At 45.1% G+C, this 15,382-nt stretch carries 14 protein-coding genes; 6 read left to right on the top strand and 8 right to left on the bottom strand.

The window, feature by feature from the left end; genetic code table 11:
• The first annotated feature begins 1 nt into the window (after position 1).
• Genes AC08OG_RS00770 through AC08OG_RS00755 form a run of 4 tightly spaced genes read left to right on the top strand, consistent with a single transcriptional unit; the run spans position 2 to position 3,888 of the window.
• Positions 2-1,150, top strand: a complete 1,149-nt coding sequence (locus AC08OG_RS00770; protein WP_439503076.1) for a murein hydrolase activator EnvC family protein — start codon at positions 2-4, stop codon at positions 1,148-1,150.
• Positions 1,151-1,174: 24 nt separating this feature from the next.
• Positions 1,175-2,506 (top strand): S41 family peptidase, encoded by a 1,332-nt coding sequence (locus AC08OG_RS00765; RefSeq protein ID WP_318989100.1) that lies wholly within the window; start codon positions 1,175-1,177, stop codon positions 2,504-2,506.
• 11 nt (positions 2,507-2,517) lie between these two features.
• Positions 2,518-3,072, top strand: coding sequence for a DJ-1 family glyoxalase III (locus AC08OG_RS00760; protein WP_482929867.1), 555 nt, complete (start codon positions 2,518-2,520; stop codon positions 3,070-3,072).
• A gap of 12 nt (positions 3,073-3,084) precedes the next feature.
• Positions 3,085-3,888, top strand: a complete 804-nt coding sequence (locus AC08OG_RS00755) for a response regulator (RefSeq protein ID WP_292358661.1) — start codon at positions 3,085-3,087, stop codon at positions 3,886-3,888.
• Here AC08OG_RS00755 and AC08OG_RS00750 read toward each other — a convergent pair.
• Positions 3,885-4,781 carry a LysR family transcriptional regulator gene (locus AC08OG_RS00750; RefSeq protein ID WP_292358659.1) on the bottom strand — a complete coding sequence of 299 codons (897 nt, stop codon included), beginning with the start codon at positions 4,779-4,781 and terminating at the stop codon, positions 3,885-3,887. The genes AC08OG_RS00755 and AC08OG_RS00750 overlap by 4 nt on opposite strands.
• Before the next feature lie 100 nt (positions 4,782-4,881).
• Here AC08OG_RS00750 and metE point away from each other — a divergent pair, with 100 nt between their 5' ends.
• Complete coding sequence (gene metE, locus AC08OG_RS00745; RefSeq protein WP_292358657.1) at positions 4,882-7,161, top strand: 5-methyltetrahydropteroyltriglutamate--homocysteine S-methyltransferase; 2,280 nt, start codon at positions 4,882-4,884, stop codon at positions 7,159-7,161.
• 60 nt (positions 7,162-7,221) lie between these two features.
• Here the strand turns inward: metE and AC08OG_RS00740 are convergent, their stop codons facing one another.
• The 4 genes from AC08OG_RS00740 to AC08OG_RS00725 are packed head-to-tail and all read right to left on the bottom strand — an operon-like array spanning position 7,222 to position 10,503.
• The gene (locus AC08OG_RS00740; RefSeq protein ID WP_292358655.1) at positions 7,222-7,929 is read right to left on the bottom strand and encodes a (5-formylfuran-3-yl)methyl phosphate synthase; all 708 of its coding nucleotides are present in this window, start codon (positions 7,927-7,929) and stop codon (positions 7,222-7,224) included.
• Positions 7,919-8,503 (bottom strand): DUF447 domain-containing protein, encoded by a 585-nt coding sequence (locus tag AC08OG_RS00735; protein ID WP_292358653.1) that lies wholly within the window; start codon positions 8,501-8,503, stop codon positions 7,919-7,921. The genes AC08OG_RS00740 and AC08OG_RS00735 overlap by 11 nt, the downstream gene beginning before the upstream one ends.
• Positions 8,475-9,950 carry a DUF6513 domain-containing protein gene (locus AC08OG_RS00730; protein ID WP_292358651.1) on the bottom strand — a complete coding sequence of 492 codons (1,476 nt, stop codon included), beginning with the start codon at positions 9,948-9,950 and terminating at the stop codon, positions 8,475-8,477. The genes AC08OG_RS00735 and AC08OG_RS00730 overlap by 29 nt, the downstream gene beginning before the upstream one ends.
• Entirely contained in the window at positions 9,943-10,503 is a 561-nt protein-coding gene (locus tag AC08OG_RS00725) for a flavoprotein (protein WP_292358649.1), read from the bottom strand. Before AC08OG_RS00725 ends, AC08OG_RS00730 begins: the two co-directional genes overlap by 8 nt.
• A gap of 138 nt (positions 10,504-10,641) precedes the next feature.
• Here AC08OG_RS00725 and AC08OG_RS00720 point away from each other — a divergent pair, with 138 nt between their 5' ends.
• Positions 10,642-11,955 carry an NAD(P)/FAD-dependent oxidoreductase gene (locus tag AC08OG_RS00720; protein WP_292358647.1) on the top strand — a complete coding sequence of 438 codons (1,314 nt, stop codon included), beginning with the start codon at positions 10,642-10,644 and terminating at the stop codon, positions 11,953-11,955.
• A gap of 68 nt (positions 11,956-12,023) precedes the next feature.
• On the opposite strand, the gene AC08OG_RS00715 is transcribed toward AC08OG_RS00720, so the two are convergent.
• The 3 genes from AC08OG_RS00715 to AC08OG_RS00705 all read right to left on the bottom strand — a co-directional run bounded on the left by AC08OG_RS00715 (position 12,024) and on the right by AC08OG_RS00705 (position 15,379).
• The gene (locus AC08OG_RS00715; protein ID WP_292358646.1) at positions 12,024-12,581 is read right to left on the bottom strand and encodes a cytochrome b; all 558 of its coding nucleotides are present in this window, start codon (positions 12,579-12,581) and stop codon (positions 12,024-12,026) included.
• Positions 12,582-12,674: 93 nt separating this feature from the next.
• Complete coding sequence (gyrB, locus tag AC08OG_RS00710; RefSeq protein ID WP_292358644.1) at positions 12,675-15,089, bottom strand: DNA topoisomerase (ATP-hydrolyzing) subunit B; 2,415 nt, start codon at positions 15,087-15,089, stop codon at positions 12,675-12,677.
• A 74-nt stretch (positions 15,090-15,163) separates the two neighbouring features.
• Positions 15,164-15,379 carry a hypothetical protein gene (locus AC08OG_RS00705; protein WP_482929866.1) on the bottom strand — a complete coding sequence of 72 codons (216 nt, stop codon included), beginning with the start codon at positions 15,377-15,379 and terminating at the stop codon, positions 15,164-15,166.
• Positions 15,380-15,382: the final 3 nt, after the last annotated feature.

Here is a 15,382-nt window from a genome sequence, read left to right as displayed (position 1 = left end):
GATGATGATTCGTGGTTTAATCTTGTTTTTCTGGCTTTTTGTGCCATTAAATCTTGCTGCTGAACCTTCGTCAGCAAAAAAGCTCGAAGCGGTACGGAGTGAAATATCTGAGCTTGATAAAACGATTAACCTTAACAAGAAAACCAAAGCGGAATTACAACAGCAATTAAAACAGCAGAGTCTCAAGGTTTCCGAAATAAGTCGCGAGTTAAATCAGATTAAACAATCTATTGCGGTTAAAGATGATGAATTACTTAATCTTCAACAGCAGTTGGGACTGACGCAAAAGCAGCAGGCAAAGCAACTGGAGGCATTAAATCAACAAATTCGCTCTGCATTTATGAATGCTCAACCCAGTTATCTAAAAATATTATTGTCTGAACAGTCTCCTGAGCGTGTCAGTCGAAGCAACACGTATTACCGTTATTTTCACTCGGCCCGCCAGCAGCAGCTCGAAACCTTGCACACGACTTTGCAAAACTTAACGGAGCAGGAAAAAGCTGTTTATGCTGTTAAAAGAAATCTGGATGAACTGGAACAACAACAGCTCTCGCAGCAAGAAGCTTTTAAACAGCAAACGGTTGAACGTGAGAGAACACTTGCCGCGCTGAATAGAAAAATCTCAGGGCAGGATGCACAACTGGCTGCATTAAAAGAAGAAGAGAAAAACCTGCAGTCATTATTAGACTCACTCGCCAAAAAAGCAGCAAAAAGACCTCCGCCATCAAAAACGGTGAAACCAAGTGAACGATTTTCGAGTCTGAGTGGGAAGTTACAATGGCCGTTGTCTGGAAAAATACTGGCAAGCTATGGTAGCCAGCGTAATCTTGATAAACTCAGCTGGAAGGGCATACTGATAGCCTCTGAAAAAGGCACGTCTGTTAAAGCCAGCGCAGAAGGCAGGGTGGTTTTTGCCGATTGGATGAAAGGCTTTGGCTTGTTAATCATCATTGATCATGGCGAACAGTTCATGACGCTGTATGGCAATAATGACAGTCTGCTGAAAAGCACGGGGGATACCGTGAGTGCTGGTGAGGTTATCGCTCAAAGTGGTGATCAGGGTGTCAGACAAACCGCTGGATTATATTTTGAAGTACGTCATAAAGGCAGTCCGACCAATCCTATGCAATGGCTGCGCAAGCAAGGTTAATTTGAAATAAGGAATAAAGTTCATATGCGCTTTTTGAAACGTGATTTTGCGCTGGTAACAGCGGGTGTCATTATCGGCATCACATTGATTTTTGGTCAAATGGTATTAGCCGAGAAAGACACTGTCGCAAAGCCTGACTTGCCAATAGACGATCTAAGAGCTTTCTCTGAAATTTTCGGCCGCATCAAAAGCAGTTATGTGGAGCCGGTGGAAGACAAAGCTCTGCTGGAAAATGCCATTCGCGGCATGCTTTCTGGACTGGATCCCCATTCATCCTACCTTGATCTCAGCGAATTCAAGGATCTCCGTGAAGGCACATCTGGAGAGTTTGGTGGCCTAGGGATAGAAGTATCAATGGAAGATGGCTTCGTCAAAGTGGTTGCACCAATTGACGAAACACCTGCTGCTGAAGCAGGTGTAAAAGCCGGTGACCTGATTATCCGTCTCGATGACACCCCTGTTAAAGGTCTGACGCTGACTGAAGCCGTAGACATCATGCGTGGTGAACCGGGCAGCAAAATTGTTCTGACGATTATTCGTGAAGGCGCCGATAAACCGCTGAAACTGGAACTGACTCGCGCCATTATCAAAGTGCAAAGCGTGCGTACCGAAGTTCTGGAGCCCGGTTATGGTTATGTACGAATCACTACTTTTCAATCACCAACCGGTGAGAATCTTCGTGATGCCGTTAATCAACTCAAGACTGATAATGGTGGCAAATTAAAAGGTCTGGTGCTTGATTTACGCAATAATCCAGGCGGCGTTTTGGATGCAGCGGTTGAAGTATCTGATGCTTTCCTCAACAAGGGAATGATTGTTTACACTGAAGGACGTATTGAGGATGCCGATCAAAAATTCCATGCCAAACCTGGTGATATGCTGAATGGCGCGCCTATTATTGTGCTGGTAAATGGTGGCTCAGCTTCCGCTTCTGAAATTGTTGCCGGGGCTTTGCAGGATCATCAACGGGCCGTGATACTGGGTACTAAAACCTTTGGTAAAGGGTCGGTACAAACGGTTATGCCTTTAACCAATGATACCGCGGTCAAGATGACAACCGCGCGATATTACACCCCTTCTGGACGATCTATTCAAGCGGAGGGTATACATCCTGATATCGTGATTGATGCCTTACAAATCAGTGCAGCTGAAGATAATGGCTTCCAGCCGCTGCGAGAAGTTGATCTCAGTCGTCATCTGGAAAATGGTTTACTGGAAGAATCAGACGAAACTCCGGCCGACGCGGAAGCGGGTATCGATGAAGAAGAGGAAAAACAGCCTTTAGCACTGCGTGATTACCCGCTTTCTCAGGCATTGAACCTGCTGAAAGGCATGAACATTATGAGCAAACGTTAAACGCTATTTTCATGGCAACGGTATTAATCCCACTCGTTGAGGGCTTTGAGGAAATTGAGGCGGTCACGCTGATAGATGTTCTCAGACGGGCTGAGATAGATGTTGTTACTGCCAGTTTGACGGATGATCTACACATTACTGCCAGCCGTGGTGTCCGCTTGGTGGCGGATGCCACACTGGATGCAGTGATTGATGATGAATTCGACATGATGGTTCTGCCGGGCGGACAACCCGGCACCAACAATCTGAATGCCGATCAACGGATTCACGCGTTGCTCAAACGGTTTAACCAGGCTGATAAATGGCTTGGAGCAATATGTGCAGCACCCATGGTTCTCGCACATGGTGGGCTGCTAGAGGGGTTGAGTGTGAGCTGTTACCCAGGTGCACTGAAGCCCAGCGAATGGCCAGAAATTCAATTCAGTAATGATGCTGTCGTCTGTGATAATAAAATCATTACCTCCCGCGGACCGGGAACGGCAATGACTTTTGCGTTAACAATTATCGAAAAACTTATGGATGAAGAGACTCGCGAACAAGTGGAAACCAGTCTCGTTATTCGCTAAAACGGAACCAGCATGTACTCACTTAATGAATCAGAACTCTCGATATTACTGGTTGAGCCATCTTCCGTTCAGCTGAAAATCATCATGCGTGAATTACGCCAGGCGGGAGTGAATAAAATTGATGGTGTTCACGATGGCGCGCAGGCTATCGTGGCTATGCAAAAGTATCCCCCGGATCTGGTGATCAGCGCCATGTATTTGCCTGACATGACCGCGACTGAACTACTCTCATCAATTCGTCGACTGGATAATCTGGAAAACACCCATTTTATGCTGATCTCCAGCGAATCAAATATTGAAGCACTTGAGCCTCTTCGCCAATCCGGTGTCGTGGCCATTCTGCCCAAACCCTTTGATCACGCTAATCTGCAGCGTGCCATCCGTACCACCCTGCAGCATATTGATCCAACTGAAATTGAATTACAGAATTACGAAGTAGAACAGCTGGAAGTTTTACTGGTCGATGACAGTCTGGTATCACGTAACCATCTAATGCGCGTGTTTCAGAACATGGGCATAAACCAGATTCATCAGGCTGAAAATGGTATTGAAGCGATTGAAATGCTCAAACAACAGAGTTTTGATTTGGTGGTGACCGATCTGAATATGCCAAAAATGGATGGTCAGGCGCTGGTTGAACATATCCGCAGCGAGATGGGCAATACTTTTGTGCCCATTTTGGTTGTGACCAGTGAGCAGAACCAGACCCGATTGGGTCAGGTTGAGCAGGCGGGCGTATCGGCTATTCTGGATAAACCTTTTGAACCTGAGTCTATCCGTGAAATCCTTTATCGAGTGCTTGACGAACAAACTTAATCGGTCACAGCATTGCTGGATTTCACGCCAAGGGAAATAAATTTTTGCAGGTAGCTGACGTCCTGGTCTAACTCTCTTATAGCAGCATAAAGCGTTTTCGCCAAACCGCCTCTTCCAAGCCGTATCGCTTTAACCGGAAGCGTTTGACAAAACTCATTGGCCAGCCAGTTAGGCAACACTGTCACCGCTCTTTGTAACGCCACCATCTGCACCATAATATCCATTGATTGCATGGCTTTGGTTCGAGGGTTAATACCTGCGGGCATCAAAAACTGGGTAAACACATCAAGTCGTTCATGGGCGACGGGAAACGTCAGCAATAATTCCTTGTGCAGTGCTTCAGGCTGAATAAATTTCTGCTTACTTAATGGATGACTTTCAGCCACCAGCAAAACCAACTCATAATCAAACATCGGCTGATAAATTACGCCGACCTGTTTAACGGCATCCGGCGTCACCAGCAAATCAATATGATGATTCAATAACCCTTCCATGCCTGAAAACTGAAATTGATGCACAATATCCACATCCATTTGCGGCATTTCGCGTAGATAGTCTGCCAGAATTTTTTTCAGCCATTCATAACAGGGGTGGCACTCAACTCCCAGACGCAAAATACCTGCGCGTCCCTCCGAATAGGCCTGTAAGGTCTGCTCAGTTTGCTCCAAAACCGGTAAAACCTGCTGAGCAACCTGCAACATCAGTTCACCTGCCTGTGTCAGTCTTAACTTACGACCATCCCGCTGCCATAAGCTTATTTCCAACTTTTGTTCCAGATAACGGATCTGATGCGATAAGGCGGATTGTGTGAGAAATAAGGCATTGGCTGCTGCCGTTAAACTGCCATTTTCTGCCAAGGCTCGAATAATTCGTAAATGCGCGCGCTCAATCATATATGAACATCTCTCATGAATAAGTAAATAATCATCATTATTGCTCATCAATAAGACTGATTACAATGAAGCTTTTTGAAACCGACTGAGAGGATATCGAATGGTCACCACACATAATCTTGGCTTTCCCCGTATAGGCGGCCAACGAGAATTAAAATTTGCTCTGGAGCGCTTCTGGCGTGGTGAAACGTCTGTTGAGGATTTAGAACAAACTGGTAAAACATTACGTTTACGTCATTGGACATTGCAAGCTGATCTGGACCTGGTGCCTGTTGGAGACTTTTCCTTTTATGATCACGTTCTGGACACCAGTCAGCTGCTGGATAACCTGCCATCACGGGTTGATAAAAATGCTGATGCCATGACACAGTATTTTCAGGCATCGCGTGGACAAGCAGGTTCATCCTGTTGCAATCACCAGGTCGCCGCTGCAGAAATGACAAAATGGTTTGATACCAATTACCATTATCTGGTGCCGGAATTTAACGCGGAAACTGCCTTTAAGGCATGTCCGGAACGATTGCTGGCGCAAATCAAAGAAGCAAAAGCTGCAGGTTTTAAGATAAAACCCGTTCTGGTTGGTCCGGTAAGCTATCTCTGGCTGGGGAAAACCAAGGACGAAACTGACAAACTCGCTTTGCTGAATAAATTATTACCGGTTTATGCAGAAATTCTCGATCAATTGGCAGATAACGGTGTCGAGTGGGTACAAATCGATGAACCTGTTCTGGTCACTGAGCTGTCAACGGAATGGCAACAGGCTTTGCAGAAAGCCTACTTCAGTTTAGCGAAATGTCGTGTCAAATTGTTGCTGACGACCTATTTCGGCCAACTTCAGCAAAATCTGCAGCTAGCTTGTGAATTACCCACAGCAGGACTGCATATTGATGCGATCAGTGCTGCAGATGAACTTGTCAGAGTGGTGGACTGGCTGCCTTCACACAAAGTTTTATCAGTGGGCATTATTAATGGCCGTAATATCTGGAAAACCGATCTGAATAGGGCGCTTGAGCTGCTGGAGCCGATTCATACGCGACTTGCTGAACGCTTATGGCTGGCTCCAAGCTGTTCGTTGCTGCATGTGCCTATTGATTTAAACTCTGAGCATAATCTTGCTGAAGAAACACTTGACTGGCTGGCCTTTGCGGTACAAAAGCTGGAAGAGTTATCGATATTAGCTCAGGCGCTCAATCTGGGGCGTGAAGGTGTTGCCGCACAGCTAGCAGAAAACAAACAATCCATTCAACGTCGCCAGCAGTCCACTCGCGTTCATAACCCGGCCGTTAAACAGCGCTGTGAAGCAACTCATTCCGCATCAGGCCAGCGGCAGAGTACTTATTCACAACGAGCAGCCCTTCAACAGCAAGCGCTACAGTTGCCGGCATTCCCAACGACTACCATTGGCTCTTTTCCACAGACCAATGTTATTCGACAGACACGTAAACAGTTTCGCCTGGGTCAACTGGCTGATGCTGAATATCGCCAGCAAATGCAGGCGGAAATTCGCCATGCCATCGATAAACAACTCGAGTTGGGCCTTGATGTACTGGTACATGGTGAAGCTGAACGCAATGATATGGTCGAGTATTTCGGTCAACAACTACAGGGTTTTGCATTCACCGACTATGGCTGGGTTCAGTCCTATGGTTCCCGTTGTGTGAAACCACCGATCATCTATGGTGATGTCTCACGTCCTGATCCGATGACCGTTGAGTGGATTCAATATGCCCAATCATTAACCGACAAACCAGTAAAAGGGATGTTGACCGGGCCAGTCACCATTCTTAACTGGTCTTTTGTCAGAGATGACCAGCCACGTAGCGAAACCTGTAAACAGATTTCACTGGCGATTCGGGATGAAGTGATCGATCTGGAAAGTGCCGGGGTCAACATCATTCAGATTGATGAAGCCGCCTTGCGGGAAGGTTTGCCACTTCGTCAATCTCAATGGCAGACATATCTGGAGTGGGCTGTGGAATGCTTCCGAATCACCGCTAATGGCGTGTCAGATGAGACACAGATCCATACCCATATGTGTTATTCCGAATTCAACGATATTATCGAAGCTATTGCCGCCATGGACGCCGATGTCATCACCATTGAAACCTCACGTTCGCAAATGGAATTACTGGATGTTTTTCAGGAGTTTGACTATCCCAATGCGATAGGTCCGGGTGTCTATGATATTCACAGTCCGAATATTCCATCAGAGCAGGAGATGGTGGAATTGCTCAAACTGGCCGCACAGCGAATTGATAAAACGCTGTTATGGGTGAATCCTGACTGCGGTTTAAAAACCCGTCGCTGGGAAGAAGTGGAGCCTGCATTAAAAGCCATGGTTTCAGCAGCAAAATCACTAAGAGTAAAACTGGCTGCTTGATAAAGATATGAACCGGGTAGGGGAGGTAACTTTCTCTATCCGGTTTTTTTGCGTCTGCGTCTAACAGGCCAAAACTTCAGGTAAAGCCACGTTCAATTTATTTTGAATTTGTTTGGCCAACTCCGGATCCAGACGATTAGTGCGACGATGCTGCTGACATAACGCACTGCGAAACCCAAGGTAATCCGGCTGCAATGGACTGAGTGTTTCAATATCTTCAATCCTCAGTGCGCCGGCCAAACCGCACAACATTCCAGCGGATTTTGCCTCCACAACAAACTGTTGCAGAACTTCTACCGATAAATGATTCAACAATCCCTGACCATCTTTGCGGGCAGTATCCAGCATCACGCCAGCGAATCCAGATTTTGCCAGTAATGGAATTAACTTCTGCTGTGGTAACTGATCAGCAAAGATAACGGCAATCACCGGTGTGCTAAGACTTTTGATAGTAGGCTCAAGTTGTTGAATGCATTGGATAAGGCCTGGTTCATCAAATAGCCCGATTTTGACATAATCCACACCTGTTTCAGCCATGTTGCGAATGGCTGCTGAAGTTATCTCAGCTTGCATGGGTAAATCACCCACCGTTGCACTGCAAAGACAACCTTTGTTGATCCAATTAACGATCTCAGTGACAGTTTGATGGTTTAAAGCTCCCAGAGCACCTTCTGACGGGTTTTTCATATCAAGGATATGTGGCAACTGCTCCACTAGAGATTTTGCTTCATCAAGCGATTCTACGCTGGCTAACCACTTAGTTATCATTTAGCTTTATTCCGGATTGTTCAACTTTTTCCATTAACCAGCTCCAGGCCTGGAGCTCACGTTCACCGGCCGTTTTCTCAATAGCGATAGTCAGGTAGTCAATTTCGTCGCGAACTTTATGCTCTGGCAACATGCCCAGCCGACTCACCAGAATGGCAGCCTCAATCACTGCATTCTGGGCACGATTAAAACCTCTGAAGGGCTTATGGTTTACATCGCAAATTACAGCGCCGTAAAAACAGGCTCGTGGGTCATCATCTTCCAGACGAACAATTTCCAACTCAATATGTGATAGCGCATCTGCAATATATTCACCTTCAATCTGCTGACAGGGGGAGGTGGGCCAATCACGATGCCCGGTTAACGCACCAGCAAAAATCCGTACATCATCGACAAAATTTATTGAACACTGACCATGCCGAAGCAGGTTATCGTAAGTACTGGATGGTTTGAAAGGCTTTATATGAAAGTGACCGTTTACTTCGCTTATCCCCATTGGTGCAGAATGCACCTTTCCATTTTCTGATATCGTGGTGACGATAACTTCATGTATCCGGCTTGTCAGCAGTGCCACAGGCGCGCTCCTGTTTTTTGGTTTTTTTAATATCGGCCGTGCCACAGGTCCGTTGCTGATCTTTTTGCATCGTAGTGCCTTCAGCCTTCTGCCGGGTCAGATCTTCCTGTTCGGTTTCAACAGCACAACCCCATTGCAGATCTTCATCCTGAGTATAACGTTTCCCTAATTGCCAGGCGATCTCGGCACGTGCTAATTCCACCCCCAGGTAGAAGGCATGGCCCGGATCATCTTTCACTTGCAGCTGAGGGTAAAAAGCAAACGGATCGGTATCCTGCAACAAACCATCCCGATTAAAAACAAATATCCCTTTAGGGGCAATTTTTATTCGATAGTTTGGATCTTTTATATTCTCAGATAATTGAATAATTTCCTGTTCAGTATCGGTAAAAGGTCTGCGTTCATGGCTAACCAATAAATCTGCAGTGAAATCCCGTGGCAGGCTATTGTCATCGCGAGCGGCAAACATCATGCGTCGTGCCACATCAGCTTCTTTGATGGCCCGCCTTGCATGAGGACTGACTTCCGTCGCCAGCACATTGGTAATGTTTAACTCAGAAATAATGCCAAACAGCAGTGCATTAATTCCGCTGGTATCAGCATCCGTTAACTCGGTCAGATTACCTATTCCCATCATCATGGGTGCTTCTGGGTATTTTTGACGTAAGGTGTGATAACGAACTATCGACTCTGTAAGGCCAAAATGGATTGGATCCAGAATAGGATCGGCTATCCAGGGTTTTCCCAGCTTGTCCATTGCCTCCATAGCCCGTTCGAGCGAAGCCAGTGAACCCGGCTGCGCTGGAACCAGTATCGGGATGGCATCGGTTTCTTTCGCAAGGTCGATGGTTTTTTCTGTCAGACTCAGCAGGTAATCTGCACCCGCATTGCTAGCACGCCTTAAGTCATCTATTGAAAGTGAGTCCACACTAACTTTAAAACCATTTTCATGTAGGGCTGCGATAGCTTCTTCCATCAGCGGAAATTTTTCTTCCGGAAGACAACCAATATCAATGACGTTGGCCCCTGAATCACGGTAATAATTTGCCCGCTCCAAAATACCTGCAATATCCCTTTGGGGCGCATCAACAATCTCGGCGAAGATATTGACATCATAACGACTTAAATCAGGGATTTTCCGCTCCTTACCAAAGAATATCGGTAAATCTTTAATTTCATCCGGCCCCCGCACTACCTCAATCCCCAGCGTTTTACTCAATTCAGCCAAATCTCCACGGCAGCGACCGGGAACAATGATCTGTTTACAGTCCGCATAATCATCCGGCTTGAGCCGCCGGGCGATCATCTTATCGGTCATTAATGCGGCAACTGATAGACCCAATTGATGCACTCTATACTCGAATGGCAATGGCGCCATTTCCTGCAAAACCTTTTCAACACTGGGTTGAGCAAGTTTTCCGGTGAGAAAGAGAATGGTCTCAGCCATGATCGGCGTTAACGTGTTCCAGACGCTTTTTCAAAGTTTCGTATAAAGCCTCAGCTGATTCCACGACGGTGGTTGCTTCAAAACTACGCAGAGTTTCTGTATGCGCCAGATCAATGGCTCTTGGCCATAATCTCACCATACGGTCAGGGGCAGGTGTATCGACTTCGGATATGGCATCACAGGCAAGCACAATACTCGGAACACGGCACTTGCCTGCCTGAGCATACACGTTGGTAACCAGTGTGTCAGACAAGCCCATAACCATTTTCGCCACGGTGTTTGAGGTGGCTGGTGCTACCACCAGAGTATGATAATCCCCCCGATAGAATAATCCGACCGGAGGTGAGCTTGCGGCTCTATCACGATAAATATGACCTTCGTTGTTCAAGGTTTTTGGATCGTGACCATACATACGGATAACTTCTTCTCCAGCACGACTGTAAAACAGGTCTACATCCGGTAATTCACGGATAATTTCCAAACATTCATCCAGATAATGTCCTGAACCCGTGATTGCCCAGGCCAATTTTGGCTTTTCCGGCCTTGATTGCATGCTGTTATCTCAATTGATATTAAGCTGTGAATTTTGCCAGAGTCTGACCTACTAGTAAAAATTAGATAGGTCGATCGATTATATATAAGTTAAAATTAACCACATAATTTGCAACGGATTGATGGGAGTCGCATATCTATGTCAGAAGCAGTGCCAAAAATAGTTGTTGTTGGTGGTGGAGCAGGTGGCCTGGAACTGGTTACCAAACTCGGAAAAAAACTTGGTAAGAAAAAGAAAGCGGAAGTTACTCTGGTTAGCAGTACTCATACGCATATCTGGAAACCACTTTTACATGAAGTTGCAGCTGGAACCCTCGATTCTCATGAAGATGAAATTGAATACTTGAGCCAAGCCATGTGCAGTGGGTTTCGGTTTCGTCTTGGCCGAATGGAAGGTCTGGATCGCCAAAATAAACAGATAACGGTTGCGCCAACCTTCAATGAAGACGGTGTGGAAATCATTCCCCGTCGTAGTTTTGATTATGACTATCTCATTATTTCTGTTGGCAGTGTCAGTCATGACTTTGGTATCAAGGGTGTAAGCGATCATTGTCTGTTCCTGGATACCACTAAACAAGCCGAATATTTCCAGAATCAGTTATTGGAATCTTATCTGCGTGCGCATACCCAAGGACGTCCTCTCGATGAGGGTCAGTTAAATATTGCCATTGTCGGCGCTGGTGCTACAGGTGTCGAATTGTGCGCACAACTTTACGAAGTATCACATCTGTTAAATGCTTATGGTCTTGATGAAGTTAAACCACAGGATGTAAAACTTACTTTAATTGAAGCTGCTGATCGTATTTTGCCTGGGTTACCTGAAAATATTTCAGCTGCTGCTCAGGAGGAGTTAAATGATCTCGGCGTAGAAATTCTTGCTGGTGAGCGTGTTATTGAAGTTACCGAGACAGAGATCAAAACTCAAAGTGGTCGTAATATTCCTGCAGCAATCAAAGTCTGGGCAGCCGGCATTAAGGCTCCTGAGTTTTTGAAAGATATTGATGGTCTGGAAACCAACTGGATGAATCAATTGGTGGTAAAACAGACCCTGCAAACCACCTTTGATGATGATATTTATGCCATTGGTGACTGCTGTGCATGTAAATGGATTGGTCAGGATCAGAATGTACCGCCACGCGCCCAGGCAGCCCATCAAATGGCGTCTCTGGTTTATAAATCAATCGTTAATCGAATGAAGGACAAGGAGCTTCCTGAATATCATTACCATGATTATGGCTCTTTGGTTTCTTTAGGTCGCTACGGTACAGTTGGCAACCTGATGGGAAATTTAAGTAAAGGTAGTATGAAAGTAGAAGGTTTAATGGCCCGACTGATGTACCTTTCACTGTATAAGATGCACCAAGTTGCCTTATTTGGACCGTTTCGAGTGTTGATGTTATCGCTATCTCATCTTTTTCGTCGAAGCGTACATCCAAAAATTAAGCTACATTAATAATCATTGTCATTCATACAAAAAAGGCCCTTTTAAGGGCCTTTTTTAATTTCATTGCAACTACATCGTTATTTCCACAATGACATCCTACGGGTCACTTCTGTGCCATTTAATCGATGTTTTATGGCTGCCCCGATATGTATAACCAACAGTGTAATAAAAATATACGCTAACACCTGATGAATATCGGTAAACGTTTCTCTTGCAGAAGCATTTGCTTCAGCAAGGCGTGGTAACTTCATTCCCCATAGTTTGGTGTCATATTTACTGTACATGGATTGTAGATAACCGGTTATCGGCATCGCCACCATTACTCCATAAAGTAAATAATGTATTCCGCTGGACAGCTTCTGTTGCCAGTTTGCAATACTTGTCGGCAGTGGGGGAGTCTTATGTGTTAACCGCCAGACTACCCGTAACAAAATGAAGACTGCGACGGTGATACCCATTGATTTATGCAATAAAAACCAAAATGCTCGTACGCTTTCCTGGCCCGGCGCTAATTCTGACTCTTTTGGCAGACCAACCATCCATAGACCTAAGCCGATCATAAAGAAAATCATCGCCGCGATTAACCAATGCAAAATTATCTGCCCTTGATTGTAGCGTACGTCACTCGTCGTCATTATTTGCTCCTGAATACATGAAAAAAGGCCATCCAGCATCACTGAATGGCCTTCATAACCGACCGTTGGGTTGGGGAACAATTCCCGAATGGTTTAAATATCTAGATTAGATGCCTGTAAAGCATGCGTTTCAATAAACTCTCTACGAGGTTCAACATTGTCGCCCATTAGAGTATTGAAGGTTTCATCTGCTGTTATCGCATCTGAGATCCTGACCTGTAACAACCGACGCTTGGATTTATCCATTGTCGTTTCCCACAATTGTTCAGGGTTCATTTCACCCAAGCCTTTATAACGTTGTACATGCTGACCACGTCGGGCTTCAGCCATCAACCATTTAACTGCCTGTGAAAAATGCTGAACATTTTCATTTCTTTCACCACGTTCGATCTTCGCACCTTCACCAAACAAGCCATTGATTTTGTTAGAAAAAGACATGATCTTCTGATACTCGGTACTGGCAAAAAACTCTCCCGGAACATGAAAATCGTTACTAATCCCATGTCGGGTGAAACTGATATTCACATGAGGCATTGGTTCATTTTCATTTTTTTGTAGATCAAGAACGTAATATGTTCCTGTGGGCATGATGTCATTCATGCGTTGTTCTATCGCTTTCAGCCACTCTTTCATAGCGCCAGTTTCGCTGAAATCAGGTATTGCTGTTTGATAAATCAATTCGTCCAGGAAAGCAGGGTAATAATGATTTGCCAGCCGGGTAATAATGGCTCTGATGGTTTGATATTCATTGACCAGCTGCGCTAGAGCATTACCTTCAATAGGTGCTGCATCCGTTGTTGGATAGAGCACGGCATTTGTTAAAGCAACTTCTGTAAGGTAACGCTCCATTTCTGCGTCATCTTTTACGTAACGCTCCTGTTTACCTTTTTTGATTTTATATAACGGTGGCTGGGCGATGTAAACATGGCCTCGTTCGATTAGTTCCGGCATCTGTCTGTAGAAAAATGTCAGTAGTAACGTTCGGATGTGAGAGCCATCGACGTCCGCATCGGTCATAATAATAATATGGTGGTAGCGGAGTTTTTCCGGATCATATTCGTCACGACCAATACCGCAACCTAAAGCAGTAATCAACGTGCCCACTTCGGCCGATCCGATCATCTTATCGAAACGGGCGCGCTCAACATTTAAGATTTTTCCTTTCAGCGGAAGAATTGCTTGTGTTCTTCTATCACGGCCTTGTTTGGCACTGCCACCGGCCGAGTCCCCTTCCACCAGGAACAGTTCTGACTGGGCCGGATCTCTTTCCTGACAATCCGCCAGCTTGCCTGGTAAACCTGCAATATCAAGAACTCCTTTACGGCGAGTTAATTCTCTTGCTTTTCTGGCAGCATCACGTGCACGTGCTGCATCAATCATTTTGTTGGCAATCAGTTTGGCTTCACTTGGGTTTTCAATCAGAAAATCCTGGAAATGCTCATTAACTAAAGATTCTACAATGGTGCGAACTTCTGATGACACCAATTTATCTTTGGTCTGAGATGAAAATTTCGGGTCGGGCACTTTTACTGACAGTACCGCTGTGAGTCCTTCACGCGCATCATCGCCGCTGGTAACGACTTTAGATTTTTTTGCCAGACCTTCGCTTTCAATGTATTGGTTGAGGCTTCGGGTTAACGCCGCTCTAAATCCGGCTAAATGTGTACCACCGTCACGCTGGGGAATATTGTTTGTAAAACAGTAAATATTTTCTTGATAAGAGTCATTCCACTGCATTGCTAATTCGACCACGACATCATCGCGTAATCCGGAAATGCCAATGACATGCTCGTGAACAAATGTTTTATTTTTATTCAGATGGGTAACAAACGCTTTTATCCCACCCTCATAATGAAATACTTCAGTTTTCTCATCTCTTTCATCTGTCAGGACAATTCTGACACCAGAATTCAAGAAGGCTAGCTCACGAATGCGCTTGGCCAATATTTTGTAATCGTATGTGATGTGGGTAAAGGTTTCTTCGCTTGGCCAGAATTGAATTTTGGTACCTGTATCCTGCGTTTCTTCAAAAGCTTTTAACGGTGCATCCGGCACACCATGTGTATAATTTTGTTTGTGCAAAAAACCATTACGTTTGATTTCCAGTGTTAGTTTTTTGGATAACGCATTTACGACTGATATACCAACACCGTGCAATCCGCCTGAAACTTTATAGGAATTATCATCAAATTTACCACCGGCATGTAAAACAGTCATGATAACTTCAGCTGCAGATACTCCTTCACCTTCATGCATATCGACCGGAATACCACGACCATTATCCTCAACAGAAACGGAATCATCCGGATGAATTCGAACGTTTATTTCCGTGCAATGGCCAGCCAGAGATTCATCGATTGAGTTATCCAGCACCTCAAAAACCATGTGGTGCAAACCGGTTCCGTCGTCCGTGTCGCCGATGTACATGCCCGGCCGTTTTCTGACAGCGTCCAACCCCTTCAGTACTTTAATATTGGAAGAATCGTAACTATTATTTTCAGTGGTCATAAATTAGTCCATTTACAGCAAGGTGAAGCCTAATCGTTCATTCTACTATGTATCGTCTCCGGTTGACAGCTTGACTATACTTGCTCAATCACACCTCGTTCCACGTGGAACATAATGTCATTTTCTTCTTTTACCAACCTTGCTGATAACTCTGTATTTGTCGTCGTGATAAAGGTTTGCACCTTCAATTTTTTGATCGCTTGTAACACAGAAACCTGGTGCTCACGATCAAGTTCTGAGCTTAAATCATCAATCAACAATACGCTTTGTTGTTTATTTATCTGTTGCATTAA

The sequence above is a fragment of the Methylophaga sp. F7 genome, assembly GCF_056863975.1.
The sequence above is the reverse complement of the archived record's forward strand: the minus strand, read 5'-3'. Positions and strand labels throughout refer to the sequence as shown.

Bases quoted from the DNA above. Each gene is read 5' to 3' on its own strand.
- AC08OG_RS00770 (WP_439503076.1), top strand. From the start codon at position 2: ATGATGATTCGTGGTTTAATCTTGTTTTTCTGGCTTTTTGTGCCATTA.
- AC08OG_RS00765 (WP_318989100.1), top strand. From the start codon at position 1,175: ATGCGCTTTTTGAAACGTGATTTTGCGCTGGTAACAGCGGGTGTCATT.
- AC08OG_RS00760 (WP_482929867.1), top strand. From the start codon at position 2,518: ATGGCAACGGTATTAATCCCACTCGTTGAGGGCTTTGAGGAAATTGAG.
- AC08OG_RS00755 (WP_292358661.1), top strand. From the start codon at position 3,085: ATGTACTCACTTAATGAATCAGAACTCTCGATATTACTGGTTGAGCCA.
- AC08OG_RS00750 (WP_292358659.1), bottom strand. From the start codon at position 4,781: ATGATTGAGCGCGCGCATTTACGAATTATTCGAGCCTTGGCAGAAAAT.
- metE (WP_292358657.1), top strand. From the start codon at position 4,882: ATGGTCACCACACATAATCTTGGCTTTCCCCGTATAGGCGGCCAACGA.
- AC08OG_RS00740 (WP_292358655.1), bottom strand. From the start codon at position 7,929: ATGATAACTAAGTGGTTAGCCAGCGTAGAATCGCTTGATGAAGCAAAA.
- AC08OG_RS00730 (WP_292358651.1), bottom strand. From the start codon at position 9,950: ATGGCTGAGACCATTCTCTTTCTCACCGGAAAACTTGCTCAACCCAGT.
- AC08OG_RS00725 (WP_292358649.1), bottom strand. From the start codon at position 10,503: ATGCAATCAAGGCCGGAAAAGCCAAAATTGGCCTGGGCAATCACGGGT.
- AC08OG_RS00720 (WP_292358647.1), top strand. From the start codon at position 10,642: ATGTCAGAAGCAGTGCCAAAAATAGTTGTTGTTGGTGGTGGAGCAGGT.
- AC08OG_RS00715 (WP_292358646.1), bottom strand. From the start codon at position 12,581: ATGACGACGAGTGACGTACGCTACAATCAAGGGCAGATAATTTTGCAT.
- gyrB (WP_292358644.1), bottom strand. From the start codon at position 15,089: ATGACCACTGAAAATAATAGTTACGATTCTTCCAATATTAAAGTACTG.
- AC08OG_RS00705 (WP_482929866.1), bottom strand. From the start codon at position 15,379: ATGCAACAGATAAATAAACAACAAAGCGTATTGTTGATTGATGATTTA.